Source organism: Prevotella sp. P6B4 (genome assembly GCF_000619985.1).
Taxonomy (GTDB): domain Bacteria; phylum Bacteroidota; class Bacteroidia; order Bacteroidales; family Bacteroidaceae; genus Prevotella.
Genome location: NZ_JHVE01000004.1, coordinates 138849 through 157023, shown reverse-complemented (window position 1 = coordinate 157023; position 18175 = coordinate 138849). Strand labels below are relative to the sequence as shown.

Below are 18175 nucleotides of genomic sequence, written 5' to 3'. Positions count from 1 at the left end.
ATGCTACTGTTATTTGAAGTCCTTAAAAATTCGAGATACCATCCGCAATTCTGTCTAGCACATCCCTATGAAGCAAGCCATCAATGTACTCTTGAGGGATGGCACTATAGCCGTATTTTGCTCCTAGAATGGCACAAGCCACTGCTGCATTGGTATCTGCATCACCGCCAGCATTAACCACTGCAAGCAACCCTTCCTTGAATGAAGATGTGTTCCAATAAGCCCATAAAGCCACAGAGAGGGTCTTAAGGGTATAACCCATCGATTGCTCGTCTTGTAGCTCCAACGCCTTTATATCAGCTTCTCTAGACAGTGAAATGTACCTCTTGATACGTTCATCATACCTATCCGCAATCTCAATCATCTGCTGATATGTAATGGGTTGTGAGTCGTATATGAGCGAATGTATAAGCTCTGAGACTATCACGCATGAACCAACACATCTAGGGTCATAATGTGTCAGTCTGCAAATGTCGGCTGCTGCCTTTTCCACTTTATTTGGCAAAGTTCCGACAATGGATGTACGCATCAAACCACCATTTGCAGCGGATTTCCCTCTGCTCATTTCCCAGACAAGCTTCGATACTTCTTGTGGCTTATCCACGTAGTCACCAATCATCAGTACCTTATAGGTATGCTGTCCGATACCCATTGGTTCGCCCTCTGCCCATTGCTTGAAGTTCCTAGCGATATGGGACAAATCAACCCCTTTATTCTCTATTAGTGCATTGGCGATACATAGCATCATATCCGTGTCATCCGTCCATTCTCCAACTTTCCATCTGCTCCTATGAGCATCTTGATAGATGTCGCTATAGTCACTTACTCCATTAGGACATTTTTGAGCCATTTCTGCATCATCCATGAACTCCGTTCCTAAACCAAGAGCATCTCCAATAGCTTGCCCAAATATAACCCCCTTGAGCTTATCAATTCTTTCATTCATATAGATTGTTCCATCAAGACAATCCAAAACAATTTCTTTCCAATTGTTATATAATAGGCTTTCTTTTATTTGTTCTTCCTTTTGTTTCATGCCAATTTGAAATGGGGCATAAATAGACTCTTTGATATAAAGATGATTACCCCATCCCAAATATATGTATTCCCATCCTTGAGGATTCTTAATACGCTCAGAGAATTTAGATTCTATTTCTAGAAGAATAGGACATACAGACAATAATTGTTCCATAGAGATGCTATCATAAGATGGATTCGCATAAAACACTTTTCCTTTAGATGTTATAATCACAATTGCACCTGGGTCTCCCATTGCACCACCTGATGCAATAGATATTGCAACTACATCAAGTAAATCATAGTCAGTATAATTATCCTTGGTAATCGTTATTGTTTGATAACTAGTATTCATTGTTTATTTATCAATTGTTGACTATCTAGATGCTAAGAGTATTACAATTATCACAATGGCAATGAGCAACACTGTAAAGAACACGCCTTTGCTGATTCCACCACTCTCTGCCAACTGCCGTTTCAACTCGGAAATCTCACTATTTGCATTGGTAAGTTTCTTGTTTGTCTCGGTATTCTCAGTTGTCAGTTTGGTAATGGTTTCATTCATTTTTGCTAGAGCTGCATTGTTCTTATTGATGCTATTGGTCTGTTCACCAAGCTTCTTTTGAAGGTCAGTGTTCTGTTTATTAGCATCTTTCAACTGTTTCTTCATCAGCTTCTGGCCATCCTCTGAGGTCTTTGTAATTGCTGCTACCTTCTTCTGTAGTTCGGTATTCAGCTTGTTGGCATCCTCAATCTGCTTCTTATGAATCTTCTGGCCTTCATCATAAGATTTCTTAAGCTCAGTTAGTTGCTTGTTCAAGTCTTGGTTCTGCTTGGTTTGCTTGTCAATCTGAGCTTGGAACTCCTTTCTTACTTGTTCTCTTGCATGAGCCAACGAATCATTTAGATACTTATCCACCCTTTCAATAACCTCTCTGAAATAGTTTCCAAGGTCTGTTGGTGAAATAACGGTCTTATCGGCAATGCGTTTGATAAAAATCTTCTCATCCTCATGACCAATGGCACTTATAAACGGTGTCTTGAGGTTGGTTACAGCCTCTAACACATTCAAATCATCTAGGGCTTCCAAGCCACTGCCACCACCTCTAACCAATGCAATCGCTGTGAAGTTGATTGCATCAATCTGCTTCAACATTGTAGCTAGCTCCATGCCTTTACTGAATGTCACACGATACTCCCTAAAGTCAAAGTGACTAGATGCAGCTCTTTTTGCCGTATCAAAGTCTGAGAGAGCAATAGAACCAGTAGGAAGAACAAGTGCAATGGTTGGTCTAGCTTTCTTATAAAGCACATCCTCGATGGTCTTATCCACGTTCTTGAACTTCTGACTCTTTATCTTCCAAAGCTCACTTTGCTTCATTTCAAGTTCCGTAACCACTTGATGCTGCACGATGTTTACACGGCTTACTACAAGTGTTATCTGTATGTAACCTTGAGGGCTTAGACTACGTTCAATGGTTCCAGCTACATCAACAAGATTGTCATTCGTCAGCTCATTGCGTTGGTTCAATGCAATCTTGATGGTTAACTCAAAACCACCATCCCCTTCATCTTTCAATTTATCAAAGAAGTAGCCACCATAGGGTTTGGCATTTTGAGTTTGCTTATATATACCCCTTAAGTAGACAAGTTTTGCACTTGCATTGCTTCTTGCAAGGAAATCGTTGAATATACGCAGTATCTCCGATGGTTTGAAATACTCAATCGGAGCTAGACTGCTTTGATTGTTATTGTCTGTAGGCATCTATCTTTTGTTTTGTGGTAAATAACTAGCTATTTCTGAAAGTCTCTTTTCCCATTTGGGATATTCTAGGGTTATCTCTTGAAGAATGTTGTTGTATTTAGAATTCATCTCCAACTCTTCCTTCTTAAGGTCTAATAACTCATTTTCTAATGAGACTATCTTGTCTTGAAGAGCTTCGTTACCATTATGGGCTTGAGCATCAGTATTCTTTTTCTTACCACGATACAGCATTACCAATAAACCTATCGATATAGCAAAAACAATAATACCGCCTTTAGTTGCTTCAAAATCCTTTGTGACAACCGTCATTATGAGCATAAACAGTATAAAGACCGTTACTATGCACATGGTAATGAAGCATCCCTTGTATGACTTGGCATTTAGCTTGTCATCTTTGCGCTTCTTATCTTTTTCCTCTATTGCTAATTGAAGTTCCTTTTCCTTATTCGGTATGTCTACTGTTGACAAGTTGTTGATTCTCTCTTGTAAGGGCAGCATTTGTACCCATGATGTACTCTGATAATCTGCTTGAAGAGCTTTGTCTTGCTCGGATAAGCTAATGCACTTTTGAACAATGTCGTTTGCATATTCCTTATCTGCAATTTCTTCAAGTCCTTGAGTCGCTTCTTTTGCCATTTCTTGAATAATTGGAAGAAATAGACCGCAAGCAAAAATGCGGAAGTTGGTACTTTCCTCATTTTCTAGCAATCCCATAGCATGTGAGAGATTGAAAGCAAGATTCTTATAGTAACGGCACTTCTCTTGCCTCTCTATCTCTTTAATTTGATTCTTTAGTATCTGCTGAGTAACACTATTGGATTTAGCTAACTCCTTATTAAGCTTGCTCAGTTGCTCATTCTGTGCGTAAAGTGCTATCAAATTCTGTTTATTCAAAGCACTTATCTTCGCCAACGAATAGGACTGATAAATATTCAATAACGTATCGGCTTTCATATTCTTTCAATCTTTATTTAGTAACACAACGTTGAATCTCTATACTTGTGTAGTTATTTCTTGACCTCCTGAGAGGTTTTAGTTCCCTTGGCTACAGTTACCTTGTTTTTCGCTAGTTTGGGCTTCAGGGACTCCAGGATTGCGTTCTGTGGCTTGTCTTGTGCATCAGTGGGCTTCGCCTCCGATATAATTGCCGTTTTACTTGGTTTTTCAGTAGTTATCCATATAATAACACCATTCTTGAACTTATACTTGAACTCCTTCATCTGTATGAAACTAACTGCCATTTCAAGATTCTTTCGCTTACTGCTAATATTCATCTTAGATAAGATTTCTTCTGCTGTCAATGTGGGGTCGTTATCGTATATCTTCCTAAACCTTTCAAAACGACTTCTGTAGGTGGCAATATTCTCCCTCAGTACCTTTACTGTGGGATGCTCTGCGCCCATCACAGCCTTCCCTTCCTTTGGTTTTATGTCCTTTGCCTCTTTGGAAAGGTACTGCTTCACGGTGTTCTCAGACATTTTCACTGTCCTAGCAATTGAGGCGATAGATTGTTCTGAGTCTATGATATACTGCTTCCATACCACATTATACATGCGCATACTTTCGTCATAACGTCTATCAATATTATGCTCCTTGATATACTTCCTTATGGTAGCCTTAGACACATCCTTTTTCAGCCTATTCTTATTAATCTTAACAAGCTCTTCAAACGTTTTGTTTGGGTCATAGAAGATATTCCACCTTCTATCCACACCAGCCATTGTGCCTTTTGTCCCTTGTAGATTATCCTTGTTAAGTGCCCCCATTTTCAACAGTCCCTTGAACTCTGTCTCTCTTGGGAATCTCTTATCAATCACGCTTGGGTTAGTAGGGTCACATGGTTCATCATTAAATGCCTTTGCAATCTCATTAAAGCATACTTGCATCTTTATCATAAGGTCAATCGATGCAAGTGGTGAATCTAGCTCCGTCTCAATCTTGATGATTGGTGTGTGCTTGGGGAACACATCTTCCCTATCTATCCATGTAACACTCTCTAAAATCAAATCTTTGGCAAACTGCTGCTCTCTCGGTGTAAGGAAAAGGACAAAGGCAGAGTCCTCAATGTGCTTGGACATGAATATGAACCTTCCATGAGTAAAATTCCTATAATCACAGAGCTGAACGCTAGCAAAGCCACCTTCAATCATCTTGCACTCAAAATCCGTTGCTACTGGCTTGCTCCAACCATTGTACAACACTATATAGTTCTTGATGTCTTGCAATTGTGGAATATCCCCTTCAACCCTAGGGCTGTAGGTAAAACAATGGCTTGGTGTTAGGTCGATGTCAAGCTTGCTGCGAATATCACCATCATTGGTGAAAGCTTTATAGAAGAGTCCGAACTTGCACATCGTCTCAACTGTTGCAATGAATGAACCTTTCTGTGTAAGCCAATTATAAACAAACCAATTGTTTGTAACCTTCTTTAAGGTCTTGACAACAAAGTTATCCACACCGCTATCTCTGACAATGGCACATGTTCCTTGGGGATTAACTAATGAAGCCCTTTTCGATGTATATTTCTCATCACAACCGTCACCATCACCTGTAACAATGAGAATCTTTGACCTCTTTAGAGCTTCATCAGAAATTGAAGCCATCATAAGGGGGGTAAGAGCTTTGGACATTCCTTGATTGGTCTCATAAAGCAATGAAGCATATTCCAATGCGCTAGATGCTCCACCACTGCTAAAACAGTATAAGGGGATATTGGCATTCTCAATAAAGAACCGCCTTAATCTAACCACATTCTGCTTCTCTGCCCATTCTAAAGCTTCAGGAATCCTCAATAGGCTTTCATTGAACTCCCCACGATAACCAACATTCTTTGCCATGTCAAATACTGTTATTTTTAGTGCCGTATATTCATATCAATCATTTATGATAACCCCCTCACCTCCGCATTTGAAGCAGATTCCATGTTCAACGTGACTGTATTGAGGCAGATAACCACTTCCACCGCATCTATCACAAGTAACCAAATGTCCTATAAGACGATTCTCGTGGTCATAGTATGGAACTTGTGATGTCTCATGCCTCTTCTTATGGCATTCCTTACAAAGTGTTACAAGTGCATCATCCTTATACTCCCAAGGCTTATATCCTTTGATATAGTAAGTATGATGGATGTTTAACCCCTTCATGGGGAAAGACCACGGATTATAACGTATCACAAGTACCCTTGTGCCAGATGTAACGTTGATAGTTATCCTATCATAGCATTTGGAATCAATGATAAAAGGTATCGAATACTCAATGTTCACATAAATGTCTTTTGAGATAGCGCATGGAAACTCAAATAGATATCCCCAACCAGCGGCATCCAAAGAATCCGTGTGCCTTGATAAGTCTTTAAAATAGTAGGTTGTTGCGTCCAAACAGTCTATCTTCTTTTCCGAGACAACCATGACTTTGTCTGGAACTGATAATATGTTTTTAAAAAGAGTGTTTTTTCTAAAGAGTTCGCTTAAATGATATACTGTCAAGGGACCTTCACTACAATCCTCCTTAAAAAGGATATTGGCTGTAGGATAAGGTTCATTATAAGGGATGTCTACCCAAAACTTTGAAAATATGGTTCCGTTGAAAAGCCAACCTTTTAGAATGACGTCCATTTCCTCAATGCGGTTAAGCTTAATAAAGCTACCTCCATTATGAAAACCAACGCTCCCACAATCCTTACAAGTGTAATGGTCTCTTTGCAGAATCTCATTGCACTTGCTCCACCATTCCTTCTGATTCAATAGCTCGTTATAGGTCATTCAATTATGTGATAAATCTGTTCAAAGGCAATATATTGGATTTTGATGGCAAAGATAGCAATTTTAAACCAGATGTAACTAGTCAAATAGCACTTTTTATCAAAAATTCGCTGTTTCTATCAATTATCTGAGTATTTTTCGTTATATTTGCCCTCAAATCTGCAAAAGAAATTCGATTATGGTTGCACATAAGGACTTTGAGAGTAATTGCAAGAGGATTGCTAAACAAATAATGAAGGATTGCCAAGACCCTACAAGTGATGCTATGTTTTTTGGTACTACTAGCGTTGATGTATCAAGCAGTTTGATTGATGATTTCAACAAAGTTGGAGCCAAATCTTACATAAAAGGCATTAATAAGTATCTCAATGGATGTAGCGTGACATTTAAAACAATTGGGACTGATGACAATTGGTGTCTATGTTTCAATGTTGAGTTTGATGACGTTGATGCTGAATTTGAAGATTGATAAATACATATCAAAGAGCGTTTCATATACCTTTCGTCTCCTTCGCTTCAACGCTTCTTATTCATTCCTCTTGTTTAGTCATTATCCATATCCATTGATGCAATAAAGTCATCATAAGCGGCTTGCTCTTCTTTGTAAGCCCTATATCTCTCATAGTCAGAATCATCATCGTCATGGTGGTATGATGAAGCATAACCACCCATAGGTTTTGTTGAAGTCATATTGGTTTTAGTTTTGTTGTTTTGGGGCTTTGTGTCAGTCTTGGACTGCTTGTTTTGTTCTGCTTCAGCTTCAGCTTTCTTCTTTTCTTCAATCTCCCTCTTTACTCTCTCCAAGTTCTTCATGGGTCTTGGTGATTCTCTTCGTATTCTAAAAAGAGCATTCTCTCCCAAAAAGAAGTTATAAAAGAAAATACTGCCAATTAGCAAAAGTACTATCCACCATGGAGCAATGCTACACATGATGACTATAATGAAAACCAATAATATGAGCCAACAGATACAAGCCAACATAACCAAATTACAGTATTTTTAGTTATTATTCCGTGACAAAGGTAGGAATTATAATTGGAACATCCAAACTTTTTATTCATTTTCGTATGGTATGGTATGGTCTTGCAGATAGATTCTGTTAAGCGTAAAAGCAAGTGATTCCAGTGTTTTCTCTCTAGCAGATGGCTTAAGTTCACACTCCCAAATGACGATGGTATGCCACCCCATATTTGCTAGTTCCTTCTGATTTTCGATGTCTCGCTCTTTGTTCCTTCTAATCTTAGCCTCCCAAAACTCTCGGTTGGTGCTTGGAAGCTTGCTGCATTCATGCCCATGCCAAAAGCATCCGTTCACAAAGATGCATGTCCTATATTTCCTCAGAACAATGTCTGGTCGACCTGGCAATCGCTTATGATTTAGCCTATATCTGAATCCACGCTTCCACAGTCCTTTCCGCACAATTAGCTCTGGCTTCGTGTCCTTTGCTCGGATTGCTGCCATATTCTTATGTCGTTGCTCTGGGGTAAGTTTATCCATTTGTATTTCTTTATGTGTGGCAAAGATAGCAATTAAAAATAATATAGCATTATTAATTTCACTTTTAATATAAAAAAACCTTTTCGATGGCCTTTTCTGGATTTTTTTCGTTACCTTTGCCCCAAATTTAAAAATAGCAATGGACAAAAAGCAATATAACGTATTAGATTTATTCTGTGGATGTGGTGGACTGTCAAAAGGCTTTGAGATGGCAGGCTATAATATCGTTCTTGGTGTTGATTTTAATGAGCCTGCTTTAAAGACCTATGCAAGAAACCATAAAGGCAGCAAAACACTATGTGGTGATTTGTCTGCTCCTGAAACATTTGACAAAATAGACGAATTATTAGGTAAGCATACTATTGATGTTATAATTGGTGGCCCTCCTTGTCAAGGATTTAGTTTGACAGGACCACGTAATTTTGATGATGAAAGAAATAAGTTATACCTAGCAATGATTGAAACTGTCAAAAGATACTCTCCAAGAGCCTTTATGATAGAAAATGTGCCAGGTATGGCTACCCTATATAATGGCGAGGTAAAGAACGAGGTTCTAAAACGCTTCAAAAAAATGGGATATAAAGTTACATGTAAAATACTTTGTGCTGCTGACTATGGTGTACCTCAAATACGCAAAAGGCTTGTATTTGTAGGATTAAGAGATGGGAAAGACATGTTCCAATTCCCTGAACCTACTCATACTCCTGAAACATACATCACTTGCGAACAAGCAATTAGCGATTTACCAAGTCTAGAGAGTGTGTTGGGGGCTGACGTGTCTGAGTATGAGAATGAGCCAACCACTGAGTATCAGAAGCTTATGCGTGGAGATTGTAATGTTCTTTATAATCATAAAGCGATTGACCACAAGCAATTTGTTAAAGACACGATAGCACTTGTTCCTGATGGAGGAAATTATAAAGACTTGCCTAAAGGGGTTGGCGAAAGCCGTACCTTCCACATGGCTTGGACAAGATATAGAAGCGACAAGCCCTCAAGAACTATAGACACAGGACATCGCAACAATTTCCACTACAAGTGGAATAGATGCCCTACAGTAAGAGAGAGTGCAAGATTACAGTCATTCCCTGATGATTTTGTTTTCCTAGGTACAAAAACTCAGCAAGATAGACAAGTAGGTAATGCAGTGCCGTGCCTTTTGGCAAAAGCAATTGGTTTACAGCTAGAGAACTATTTGAAAGAAGAATAAGCATGAAAGGGAAAATCAATACAATAGATTTGTTCGCTGGCTGCGGAGGCTTGTTGGATGGATTCCTTCAAGAAGGAAGTTACAATTCATTGGCTTGCGTAGAGTGGGAACTATATCCTTGCCAAACGTTAGCCAACCGCTTGAAAAATAAATGGGGACATATAAATGCAGCCAATGAAGTTATCCGATTTGATATTCAACGTACAGAAGAGTTGTTCAATGGCTTCGATGATGAAGAATACGGTAAGCATAAGGGGCTTGATTCGGTGGTTGGAAAGAAAAGGGTTGATGTTATAATTGGTGGCCCTCCTTGTCAAGCATACTCTCTTGCAGGTAGAATTAGGGATGCAAATGGAATGCGTGATGACTACAGAAACTATCTGTTTGAAAGTTATCTAAAAGTTGTTTCTCACTTTAAACCTAAGTTTTTTGTATTTGAGAATGTTATTGGTATGTTGAGTGCCGCTCCTGACGGTACTCCGATTGTTGACAAGATTAGAAAGGCATTTAATGAGGCAGGATATATAGTTACTGATGATTTCAAAAATGCTCTCTTTGATGTTGCCGATTTCGGAATACCGCAACACCGAAACAGGGTCATTATATTGGGAGTAAGGAAAGATGCCTTTCAAACAACCGAGGTTATCAACAGTATTCTGAGTGATTTCTACAATGTGTTTATGCCAAAGTATATGGGAAAGACCAGAACTGTTAGGGATGCTATTTCAGATTTACCCCCAATATTTCCTAGCAAAGACATAATAAGGAGTGGAGGACGTAAGTATTCTCACACCCCCATTTCAAATGACAGTGTACTCAATCACTCTCCTAGATTCCACAGTGAGAGAGACCAACAAGTATTTGCAATGTTGGCGGAAGATATTGAGTCTGGAGCCAATAGATACACAAGCATTGAAACACTTAAAGCATTATACACTAAAGTAACAGGAAAAGTAAGCAATATCCATAAGTTCTATGTACTTAGATGGGATGAACCAAGCAATACGATTCCTGCTCACTTGTATAAAGACGGATTAAGACATATACATCCAGATTCAAAACAAGCAAGGTCTATCACCGTCAGAGAGGCTGCTAGATTGCAGACTTTCGCAGATGATTTTGAGTTCCTTGGGCCACAAATGGCACAATACAAAATGATTGGCAATGCCGTTCCCTCTCAATTTGCTAAAATTATAGCTGCTTCATTACATTCATTAATTAAGAAATACTGTTAGTATGTCATTGTATTTTATTCACAAGCTACAACATCAAGAGATGGGGTCTAAAAAAAAATTAGACGACAAATCAAGTAGGGGAAGGTATATCTATATCTCAAAGAAGTGTTTAGATTACTTTCCGCACATTTCTTCGGTAGTGATGAATGATAAGATTATTCTTCCGATTATTCCTATGAGAGAAGGTGAGAATGAGCGGAAAGTGTATTGTACAATGGATTACCACAATCAGAAATTTGCAGTATTCAATTACTCAGGGAAACATCCAAGAAACGAATATCGTATCTATATGAATGAAGATATAGACCCTAATCGGAATTTCTTTGTAGAAGGTGATTTTGCAGTATTTGAGAAATTTGAGGTGAAAGGAGAAACTATATACAGTCTTACACGCATTTCTCCTGTTCACGAAGAATATGAGCAAATTCGAGAACTAGTTGAAGCTAATGACCCTCATTATAAATCGACAGTAATAGCAGAGACTGAATTTGACTTTATTTTGAAGCCAAATTTTGAGAACATAATGGATGTGGTATTTACGAAAGATGCTAAAGAAGTTATAAAAAATGAGTCGGCATCTGTACTAGACAAGGAATCAGAAGAAAGAACAGAAGAAAAAGAATCTGATTTCGAGGATGATATGGGTAGTTCATTCTTTAACTCAGTTATTTTCCGAGATTTGGTTATGAATGCTTATCAGTACAAGTGTGCTATAACAGGTAAAGCAATCCGATATAAGGATTTGTTAAACTTGGAAACTGCCCATATAAAAGCAAAAGCGCATCAAGGCACATATCTTCCTTGTAATGGAATTGCAATGTCTAGAGATATGCACTTTGCATTTGACAAAGGGTTCTTCACCATTACTGATGATTATAAGGTGATGGTTTCCGAGAATTTGAAGGATGATTGGTTTTATAAAGAGTACAATGGAAAAGAGATATTTGTACCCAAAGAAGATTTCTTTAAACCCAATAAGGAATATCTAGCACATCATAGAAGAGAGGTATTTAACACATTCAAGCAAATAAGACAATTACCCAAATAACTATGTTTCCTTCATCTACACTATTCCATTTTCCTATTCTTGCGCTTTTAGCAGATGGGAATGTCCATACTTCCAAAGAAATAAGAGAGTATGAGATTAAATCATTATCGATTACTGCCGAGCAAGCATCAGAAATGACCAAAGGAGGTGAGAAATCAACACCTAAAAACAAATTATATATATGGACTGATAGGGCTATTTCTGATTTAAGAAGTGCCGCTTTTTTAGAGCATAAAGGAGATGGTTATGTTATTACAGAAGACGGAAAAGCTTTTCTTAAGAAACACAAGAAGGGTTTTAAAGCTGGAGATTTGAAAGAGAGCACGCCTTACCGCAAATACAAAAGGATGGGTGAGTTCAATCGGTCAAAGAAATCAAAAACCACAAAAGAAGTAACCACATCCATTATTAACGAAACAAGCAAGGGACCAACTAAGGAGCAAACATTCATAGAAGATGGAGTTGTTTACATTCTTACAAATCCTGCGTTCAAGACATTCTACATTAAAATAGGCTACACGACTAATATAGATGATAGACTGAAAGAGTTATATAATACTTCTGTACCTCTTCCATTTAGCGTATATGCTCTTCTTGAAACCAAGAAATACAAACAAGCAGAAAAGATGTTGCATTCGGCATTTAAGGCTTCAAGAATTGGTAAAGACAGAGAGTTTTTCATGCTTAATCCTGAAGAAGCCCTAGGACAGATGAAAATCGTTGCAGAGGGACTAGACGCTATTGTTAAGGTGTTTGATGATGAAGGGAAAGTGAAAAAAGTATTTGATTATAGTAAATAAATCACTCTGTTATATCAGTTTTTGAAAAATGCTATCTTTAGACGGTTGTGAGAATCCTGGATTATACCTAACTTTGCACCGTGAAACCAAACTTAGGTGGAACAAAGGGATTCTGCACGAAATTCGTCTGCTAACGTGCGCACAATCTAGCAGTCCTATGCGAATAGCTAATTCCTCCATCTACTTGATTGACAAGTGCTGCGAGCTGCACGATTCTTGGCTATAATGTCCTCTGTAAATCCGCAAGGTCTTAGGTGAACGCCCCTGTACGAACACTCTCTCAGCCTTGTCAATGGTTTCGTTTTAAACCCCTTAAAAAATGGATATAGCATCATCAATCACAAAGTTACGTACAAGCAGACTCCACACTAGGAAAACCCTTGCAGAGAAAGCAGATATTGACCTCAGACACCTTATAGCTGTTGAAGAGGGAAGAGAAATGGCTACAGACCATGACATAGAGGCAATAAGCCGTGTATTCCATGTAAAACCTCAAGATTGGCTTAAGTGATATGGATAGGTACTGCTTAAGAACAAAGCTTGTGGAAAAGCCTAGCGTTTGCTTGTATTTCAAGGGTTTTGAAGGTGATAACAGCATTCCTAAAGCCCTTGATGTGGTGGTTGCATTTGCCCCTGCAGATGCCCAAGATTTCTGTGATGATGAAGCGGCCAAGCTTTGCAAAAAGCTCAATGAGGATAGGGAAACATTGATTGCTCACGGATTCCGTGAGTTTGAAGTAATAAAGAAAGCCAATAGCGATTAAACTATTGGCTTTACTGTCTCTAGATTGCAAATCATTTATTAGCCTTTCGGCTTATAGCTTCCATAATCCCTTCATACTTCTGAGGATTATCCTCTTTCCACTTAAGGATGGCATCATTCATTGTCTCATAATCAGCATCCGCAAGCAGTGCAACTTCACCGCTTGAATACTCGATTCTGACGGTTTCTTCCGCATCGTTGAACACCTTCTTCACCTTGTCGGTGTTGATGTCGATACTGCCATTGTTAGCGTCTACCAACTCAATCAGCAAGTACAATGCTGCATGTCTCTTTACTCTTTCTTCCATAATCCTTAATTTGTTTGCAAAGTTAATATATAAAATTGAATTATCCGTGTTTTATCAATAAAATAGTGGTTATTTCGTTCTCTATGCCAGTCAGATAGGAGTAGAGGTAACAATCATCACCATAGCCTTTATATGGTCTCCATACGTCATCTACAGTGGATTCTTCCAACAGATGCTTGATGCCATTGGGATGCTTGAGGTCTAGCTTTTCCAACTCTCTCTGGGCTTCATCCATGATTTTGTAGCACATCTGCTTGGTCAGAGAGTCAACCGATGCACCATAGAACTTCCATTCAAAAAAGGGCTTGTAGATAGGATTGGTTATTATAAGACCTCTCTCATAGTCCTCTTTCATGCGTTTGTGGTATATATCTTGAATGATGAAGTAATCCATATCATATATGATTAGATGCAGTCTCCGTTTTCAATCATCGCATAAATCCCTTCAAGTAAAGGCGCATTGCTATTGTAGGGAATCCATGAGAGTTTTTCTGCCCTTGGTAGATTGGTGAAGAACACCACACAGCCGATTGTCGCAATCTGAATGCGGATGTCAGTACCGAACAGCTTCATTGTCTCTTCATCAATGTCCTCTTCACGCTTCAAGATGAACTCATAGACGTACTCACTCTCGATGGTGAAGGGCTTGTCGAAAGTAACCTCATACGACTCGCCCTTGTAGTTTATCTTTGTTTTCATAACTTGGTCCAATAATGTACACGTACCTATTATATAATGAGTTATATAGCATCCCTTATGAATTCATTCTTTAATTTCTGAACTGTCGCTTGACTAATATTGGTGAGCTTTGCTGTAGCACGGATGCTGTAGCCTCGATGGAGGTACACTAAAACCTCATGATACTCTTTCTCCTTTTGTTCTTTAGTCTTGACAGAACCTTTCTTCCTACCTAGTTTTCCACCATTCCTAACGTATTGCGCTCTTCCTGAGTTTAGTCTAAACGAAATACTATCCCTCTCTAATTGGGCACATGTGGACAGTGTTGCTATCATTATAGGCGCAAACATCGTTGGCTTACCATCATCACCAAGCAAAGTAAACTGCTCCTTTTGCATGTATAGGTTGATGCCATTGTCAATCAAATCTTTTACAGTCTCTAGAACCTCAAAGGCATTTCTACCAATTCTATCGAGAGAATTTACAAGACAGAAGGCTATCTTCTCCTGCTTGCAGAACTCAATCGCCTCTTGCAAGATTGGTCTCTCATTATTCTTCTTTCCACCACTGATATGTTCCTCAAAGATTCTGACCACTTCTAGGTTGGAATAAGATGCGTATGCTTCCAAGTCAGAAACTTGTCTAGAGGTGTCCTGTCTGCCAATTAAGTAACCGCTTGATGAACATCTAACGAAGATGATTGCAGTCTGTTTGCATTTGTTTACCTTTGTCATATTATTAATCTTTGATATATTCTATTGCCTATTAACTTGGTTTGAAAATTCCTCGAATCTGCCTAATATAGACTTTTCGTCATTTCTTTATAACACTGAGATTTATCGTCATTTTTTTATAACAGCCTACTCGGTTTTGTCTATCAACTGCTCCAAAACGTCATTTTAAGAGTTTTACTTAATTAAGTACATAAGTACATATCTATGAGGAAATCCAGTACCAAAGGTGACTGACCCACATTGTCGCTTAATGTCTCTACTAAATCATACTCGTTAATACCAATCTGCTCCTTGATATCCCCACCACAGCTAGGAATGTAACGGATGTTGTACTTGTCCTCAAGGTTGTCATATCTTACCTTTACCAAGCCCTTGAATCTATTTCCTATCACATTGAACATGATGCCTTGGTTCTTGGGAAGTGGTCTAATGTTTGTTATACCCATAGCTGTAACTGTTATGCTGCCCTTTTCAAACAACTTGATTATTTGCTTTGCCCTATCCATACTCATTTAAGTACATGTTTCTGATTACCGTATATCCTACGTATCTTGTTCCAAGAGTCACTGCCATCAATGTTAGCATTCAGTACTGTAAGCAGTTCTTCTTCACTTACATGGTCAACCATCTTCACTTGTTCACAATGGAAATTATGGAAGTACACCGTGAAGTAGTCGTTGGTTCCATGCTGTCTAATCGTTACGATGCCTCTGAAAGCAACGCCTCGCACCTTGAATCCAAATCCATCTGGCTTCTTGAATGGAGCATAAAAGCCCCATTCGTAAGCCAACAGCACCTTGGACTTGAGTAGCAAGTATATCTTCACATCTATTGTCATGCTCTTAACCTCCTACACTTCAAATACCTTAATAAGTGACTCCCAACGGAAGGAACGGTACTCACCTTTTTCTACGTCAAACACGACCTTGGTTCCAAAATGTTCACGTCTCAAGCCTTTAACGAGCTTGCTATTTAGACTTGGATTTGAAACGCAGAACATTTCTCTCAAAGACCCATCACGTTTTACAAAGAGAATGTGGCAGCACTGATTTGAAGCGAGCTTTGCTTCCAACTGCTCGATAAGCAATGCTTTTGCGAGACCTACCTCAATAGAACCAGTACGCTCGGCTATTACGTTTGCTCTAGTGATGGTCTTATCACTTAATGCCACTGTCATGTTTGCTAATGCAACTGTTGAAACTACTTGTGCCATAATCTACACCTTTTTTATTATTAATACTAATCTATGTAAGTTCCTGATTGTTAGGTTCTTAACTTTGATGCAAAGGTACAAAAAGAAATTGAATCCAGTATAACTTTAATCAATCTTTTAACTGGGTTTATACCAGGAGTAAGTCCTGACAGGCTTAGTTAACATCCAGACCTTGTTTGATTATGGTTATACTAAAACATGTTAACGTTTCGTTGAAGTTATACCAAAATCAAAAAACATTTCATACCTTTGCCGAAAATTAAGTTGTTATGGCAGAAGAAACTAAATCAAAGAGAGGTGGCTTACGTCCCAACTCTGGGCGAAAACCTAGTCCACGAAGCAAGTCTCAGATAGCATTGAAGCTAGATGGTGACTTAAATGAGGTGTTCAATTCTCCGAATTTTGAAGGGAACAGAGGTAGATATATCAATGATGCAGTTAGGGCAAAGATGCTTTCTGACGGTTATATTAAAGAGGTAAAGATGCTTGAAACAGTAGTTGTCAAAGGTGTTGAGTACGTAAGGAATGAGCGAAATAACCGTTCTTCATGTGCCCAATGCGACTTGGGTTCTGAGTGTTGGGACTTATGGCACTATGGTACACCTTGTTACGGTGGCTTCTACAAGAAGAAAAAATGAGGTTGGACTGCATCAGTGACAATCCAACCCCATTGATGGAAGTAATATAAAGAATGATACCTATAAATAATAAGGAAAGTTGTTAATTCCAATAAGCCTCGCATGTATAGCATTCTTCAATGCCATTCCAATATTTTTCAAATCTGATTGTATGCGGAACTATTTCATCTTCGCCACCAAACTTTCTACCAAGAATCTCATCGACCTCGTCTATGTGGGCTTCCATATATTCTTTCTGTTCATTAGTAACCTCAAAATAGAGGACTCCATCATTTAACTGTGCTATTTCTGCTGATTGATACCAAAATTCTGCATTCATTTTATTAATTTATTAATGGCTTGTACCCTAACTCTCAGCCACGTTAATACCAAACACCCCTAGTTAGGAGGGATGCAAAATATACTTTACAGTATTTTCCTGATTCTAAAGATTCGAAATCCTTGAGAATTCTCTATTTGCGCTTAGGAGAATTTCAAACCTCACAAAGCAAAGATATAGTTTTTATTTTACAACTCCAAATTCCAGACCAACTTTTTTAAAAATAATCTCAAAAAGGGCATAAAATTGGGGCATAGTCGTCATCTTCAACCGTAGCCTTTTCTCATGACAGCCTAGAGAAATGACTATACCATTAATACATACGAATGGATTACACATATCATATCTTGATTAAGAGGTATCTCGATATTCACGGCTCACTATACCTACAATATGCCCTAATGAAACATCCGTAAAGCCCATGTGAAGACTATAGGAGGCTGTCCGTGCTATGACTCCAGAGCTACACACTGCATCAGAACAGCTTGCAGAGGCTTCGGAATGCCGCATTGAGATGAGTTTGGCCCCAGATTTGGTACATCGCCTTGCACCGCGAACATTATCATCTATGATAACAATGCTTGCCCTTCTATCCCTCAGAACAGCAACCTTCTCAAACAGCTCCGAATATCCGTGTAAAGCCTTTCCTTCAAAGCGTTTGCGCCACATAAAGCCTCCCTTTCGATTGCGATGAGTGGCATCATCGCCATAGTACTTGCGCTCCTTTTGGTCGAAGGTAGTGCCTATCCAACACTGACTAGAGTTAAGCCTAAGCCCAAACTTCTTGTCTGCTGTATTGATGAAGAGTATCTGACCAACGGATGCCAACATTGCTCCCACGGCATCTAGGATTGGTACTGCCAACCCTCTGTGTTGGAACTGAGGTAAAACCACGATACGGCTGACAATCACGGCGTTCGGATATGACCTTGAGGGATTGTTCAACAGTCCAACGAAAGCAACGTTACGTCCCTTCTTATCTGTGAAGAGCAAGCACTTTGCACCACTATTCATCGGCTCTTTCATATAGTGAAGCTTATTCAGACCAAGCTTCTCGTACACACTCTGCTCAACCCTCTGCACATATAAGGGCATATGCTTATTGCCTACAGTCACCTTCACGAACTGCTTTAAGGTCAAGATGTCCTCGTGGGACACCTTCTTATATAAGGCTGTTCTGACCATA

The 18175-nt window shown here is 38.9% G+C and carries 24 protein-coding genes; 8 read left to right on the top strand and 16 right to left on the bottom strand.

Annotated features, from left to right (window positions below; all coding sequences use genetic code 11):
• Positions 1–22: 22 nt before the first annotated feature.
• From T491_RS0104125 to T491_RS0104105, 5 genes are all read right to left on the bottom strand, one after another.
• Positions 23–1372: an ADP-ribosylglycohydrolase family protein gene (locus T491_RS0104125; protein ID WP_231480175.1), complete on the bottom strand. Its 1350-nt coding sequence runs from the start codon at positions 1370–1372 to the stop codon at positions 23–25.
• Between the two features lie 21 nt (positions 1373–1393).
• Positions 1394–2596, bottom strand: a complete 1203-nt coding sequence (locus T491_RS15640) for an exodeoxyribonuclease VII large subunit (protein WP_197018792.1) — start codon at positions 2594–2596, stop codon at positions 1394–1396.
• 186 nt (positions 2597–2782) lie between these two features.
• Positions 2783–3736 carry a hypothetical protein gene (locus tag T491_RS0104115; RefSeq protein ID WP_028902759.1) on the bottom strand — a complete coding sequence of 318 codons (954 nt, stop codon included), beginning with the start codon at positions 3734–3736 and terminating at the stop codon, positions 2783–2785.
• A 53-nt stretch (positions 3737–3789) separates the two neighbouring features.
• Positions 3790–5619 carry a hypothetical protein gene (locus tag T491_RS0104110; protein ID WP_028902758.1) on the bottom strand — a complete coding sequence of 610 codons (1830 nt, stop codon included), beginning with the start codon at positions 5617–5619 and terminating at the stop codon, positions 3790–3792.
• A gap of 36 nt (positions 5620–5655) precedes the next feature.
• A complete protein-coding gene (locus T491_RS0104105; protein ID WP_028902757.1) occupies positions 5656–6546 on the bottom strand; it encodes a hypothetical protein in 891 nt (296 codons plus the stop codon).
• A gap of 178 nt (positions 6547–6724) precedes the next feature.
• Here T491_RS0104105 and T491_RS0104100 point away from each other — a divergent pair, with 178 nt between their 5' ends.
• Entirely contained in the window at positions 6725–7015 is a 291-nt protein-coding gene (locus T491_RS0104100; protein ID WP_028902756.1) for a hypothetical protein, read from the top strand.
• A 74-nt stretch (positions 7016–7089) separates the two neighbouring features.
• Here T491_RS0104100 and T491_RS17610 read toward each other — a convergent pair whose 3' ends face one another.
• Both T491_RS17610 and T491_RS15635 read right to left on the bottom strand, forming a co-directional pair.
• Positions 7090–7359, bottom strand: coding sequence for a hypothetical protein (locus tag T491_RS17610; protein ID WP_155950023.1), 270 nt, complete (start codon positions 7357–7359; stop codon positions 7090–7092).
• A 240-nt stretch (positions 7360–7599) separates the two neighbouring features.
• Positions 7600–8043 (bottom strand): very short patch repair endonuclease, encoded by a 444-nt coding sequence (locus tag T491_RS15635; RefSeq protein ID WP_051522956.1) that lies wholly within the window; start codon positions 8041–8043, stop codon positions 7600–7602.
• A gap of 139 nt (positions 8044–8182) precedes the next feature.
• Between T491_RS15635 and T491_RS0104085 the strand changes: the two genes are divergently transcribed.
• The 6 genes from T491_RS0104085 (at position 8183) to T491_RS0104060 (ending at position 13100) form a co-directional block, all read left to right on the top strand.
• Positions 8183–9253 carry a DNA cytosine methyltransferase gene (locus tag T491_RS0104085; RefSeq protein ID WP_028902754.1) on the top strand — a complete coding sequence of 357 codons (1071 nt, stop codon included), beginning with the start codon at positions 8183–8185 and terminating at the stop codon, positions 9251–9253.
• A 2-nt stretch (positions 9254–9255) separates the two neighbouring features.
• A complete protein-coding gene (locus T491_RS0104080; RefSeq protein WP_028902753.1) occupies positions 9256–10488 on the top strand; it encodes a DNA cytosine methyltransferase in 1233 nt (410 codons plus the stop codon).
• 142 nt (positions 10489–10630) lie between these two features.
• Positions 10631–11536: an HNH endonuclease gene (locus T491_RS15630; protein WP_197018791.1), complete on the top strand. Its 906-nt coding sequence runs from the start codon at positions 10631–10633 to the stop codon at positions 11534–11536.
• A gap of 2 nt (positions 11537–11538) precedes the next feature.
• The gene (locus T491_RS16930; protein ID WP_051522954.1) at positions 11539–12336 is read left to right on the top strand and encodes a GIY-YIG nuclease family protein; all 798 of its coding nucleotides are present in this window, start codon (positions 11539–11541) and stop codon (positions 12334–12336) included.
• Between the two features lie 319 nt (positions 12337–12655).
• Positions 12656–12847, top strand: a complete 192-nt coding sequence (locus T491_RS0104065; protein ID WP_028902752.1) for a helix-turn-helix transcriptional regulator — start codon at positions 12656–12658, stop codon at positions 12845–12847.
• Between the two features lie 31 nt (positions 12848–12878).
• The gene (locus tag T491_RS0104060; protein ID WP_155950022.1) at positions 12879–13100 is read left to right on the top strand and encodes a hypothetical protein; all 222 of its coding nucleotides are present in this window, start codon (positions 12879–12881) and stop codon (positions 13098–13100) included.
• Positions 13101–13131: 31 nt separating this feature from the next.
• Here T491_RS0104060 and T491_RS0104055 read toward each other — a convergent pair whose 3' ends face one another.
• The 7 genes from T491_RS0104055 to T491_RS0104025 form a co-directional block, all read right to left on the bottom strand.
• Positions 13132–13407, bottom strand: a complete 276-nt coding sequence (locus T491_RS0104055; RefSeq protein WP_028902750.1) for a hypothetical protein — start codon at positions 13405–13407, stop codon at positions 13132–13134.
• A gap of 40 nt (positions 13408–13447) precedes the next feature.
• A complete protein-coding gene (locus tag T491_RS0104050; RefSeq protein ID WP_028902749.1) occupies positions 13448–13801 on the bottom strand; it encodes a hypothetical protein in 354 nt (117 codons plus the stop codon).
• 11 nt (positions 13802–13812) lie between these two features.
• On the bottom strand, positions 13813–14106 hold the full coding sequence (locus T491_RS0104045) for a hypothetical protein (RefSeq protein WP_028902748.1): 294 nt from the start codon (positions 14104–14106) through the stop codon (positions 13813–13815).
• A 41-nt stretch (positions 14107–14147) separates the two neighbouring features.
• Positions 14148–14819 carry a recombinase family protein gene (locus T491_RS0104040; protein WP_028902747.1) on the bottom strand — a complete coding sequence of 224 codons (672 nt, stop codon included), beginning with the start codon at positions 14817–14819 and terminating at the stop codon, positions 14148–14150.
• A 182-nt stretch (positions 14820–15001) separates the two neighbouring features.
• Positions 15002–15265, bottom strand: coding sequence for a hypothetical protein (locus T491_RS0104035; protein WP_155950021.1), 264 nt, complete (start codon positions 15263–15265; stop codon positions 15002–15004).
• Positions 15266–15327: 62 nt separating this feature from the next.
• Positions 15328–15645, bottom strand: a complete 318-nt coding sequence (locus T491_RS0104030; protein ID WP_155950020.1) for a hypothetical protein — start codon at positions 15643–15645, stop codon at positions 15328–15330.
• Between the two features lie 24 nt (positions 15646–15669).
• The gene (locus T491_RS0104025; protein ID WP_155950019.1) at positions 15670–16032 is read right to left on the bottom strand and encodes an SH3 beta-barrel fold-containing protein; all 363 of its coding nucleotides are present in this window, start codon (positions 16030–16032) and stop codon (positions 15670–15672) included.
• Between the two features lie 269 nt (positions 16033–16301).
• Between T491_RS0104025 and T491_RS0104015 the strand changes: the two genes are divergently transcribed.
• Positions 16302–16670: a hypothetical protein gene (locus T491_RS0104015; protein WP_028902743.1), complete on the top strand. Its 369-nt coding sequence runs from the start codon at positions 16302–16304 to the stop codon at positions 16668–16670.
• A gap of 82 nt (positions 16671–16752) precedes the next feature.
• Here the strand turns inward: T491_RS0104015 and T491_RS0104010 are convergent, their stop codons facing one another.
• A complete protein-coding gene (locus T491_RS0104010) occupies positions 16753–16989 on the bottom strand; it encodes a hypothetical protein (RefSeq protein ID WP_028902742.1) in 237 nt (78 codons plus the stop codon).
• A 351-nt stretch (positions 16990–17340) separates the two neighbouring features.
• Positions 17341–18174, bottom strand: a complete 834-nt coding sequence (locus T491_RS0104005) for a hypothetical protein (protein ID WP_028902741.1) — start codon at positions 18172–18174, stop codon at positions 17341–17343.
• Position 18175: the final 1 nt, after the last annotated feature.

Bases quoted from the DNA above. Each gene is read 5' to 3' on its own strand.
- T491_RS0104125 (WP_231480175.1), bottom strand. From the start codon at position 1,372: ATGAATACTAGTTATCAAACAATAACGATTACCAAGGATAATTATACT.
- T491_RS0104115 (WP_028902759.1), bottom strand. From the start codon at position 3,736: ATGAAAGCCGATACGTTATTGAATATTTATCAGTCCTATTCGTTGGCG.
- T491_RS0104110 (WP_028902758.1), bottom strand. From the start codon at position 5,619: ATGGCAAAGAATGTTGGTTATCGTGGGGAGTTCAATGAAAGCCTATTG.
- T491_RS0104105 (WP_028902757.1), bottom strand. From the start codon at position 6,546: ATGACCTATAACGAGCTATTGAATCAGAAGGAATGGTGGAGCAAGTGC.
- T491_RS0104100 (WP_028902756.1), top strand. From the start codon at position 6,725: ATGGTTGCACATAAGGACTTTGAGAGTAATTGCAAGAGGATTGCTAAA.
- T491_RS17610 (WP_155950023.1), bottom strand. From the start codon at position 7,359: ATGAAGAACTTGGAGAGAGTAAAGAGGGAGATTGAAGAAAAGAAGAAA.
- T491_RS15635 (WP_051522956.1), bottom strand. From the start codon at position 8,043: ATGGATAAACTTACCCCAGAGCAACGACATAAGAATATGGCAGCAATC.
- T491_RS0104085 (WP_028902754.1), top strand. From the start codon at position 8,183: ATGGACAAAAAGCAATATAACGTATTAGATTTATTCTGTGGATGTGGT.
- T491_RS0104080 (WP_028902753.1), top strand. From the start codon at position 9,256: ATGAAAGGGAAAATCAATACAATAGATTTGTTCGCTGGCTGCGGAGGC.
- T491_RS15630 (WP_197018791.1), top strand. From the start codon at position 10,631: ATGAATGATAAGATTATTCTTCCGATTATTCCTATGAGAGAAGGTGAG.
- T491_RS16930 (WP_051522954.1), top strand. From the start codon at position 11,539: ATGTTTCCTTCATCTACACTATTCCATTTTCCTATTCTTGCGCTTTTA.
- T491_RS0104065 (WP_028902752.1), top strand. From the start codon at position 12,656: ATGGATATAGCATCATCAATCACAAAGTTACGTACAAGCAGACTCCAC.
- T491_RS0104055 (WP_028902750.1), bottom strand. From the start codon at position 13,407: ATGGAAGAAAGAGTAAAGAGACATGCAGCATTGTACTTGCTGATTGAG.
- T491_RS0104050 (WP_028902749.1), bottom strand. From the start codon at position 13,801: ATGGATTACTTCATCATTCAAGATATATACCACAAACGCATGAAAGAG.
- T491_RS0104045 (WP_028902748.1), bottom strand. From the start codon at position 14,106: ATGAAAACAAAGATAAACTACAAGGGCGAGTCGTATGAGGTTACTTTC.
- T491_RS0104040 (WP_028902747.1), bottom strand. From the start codon at position 14,819: ATGACAAAGGTAAACAAATGCAAACAGACTGCAATCATCTTCGTTAGA.
- T491_RS0104035 (WP_155950021.1), bottom strand. From the start codon at position 15,265: ATGGGTATAACAAACATTAGACCACTTCCCAAGAACCAAGGCATCATG.
- T491_RS0104025 (WP_155950019.1), bottom strand. From the start codon at position 16,032: ATGGCACAAGTAGTTTCAACAGTTGCATTAGCAAACATGACAGTGGCA.
- T491_RS0104015 (WP_028902743.1), top strand. From the start codon at position 16,302: ATGGCAGAAGAAACTAAATCAAAGAGAGGTGGCTTACGTCCCAACTCT.
- T491_RS0104010 (WP_028902742.1), bottom strand. From the start codon at position 16,989: ATGAATGCAGAATTTTGGTATCAATCAGCAGAAATAGCACAGTTAAAT.
- T491_RS0104005 (WP_028902741.1), bottom strand. From the start codon at position 18,174: ATGGTCAGAACAGCCTTATATAAGAAGGTGTCCCACGAGGACATCTTG.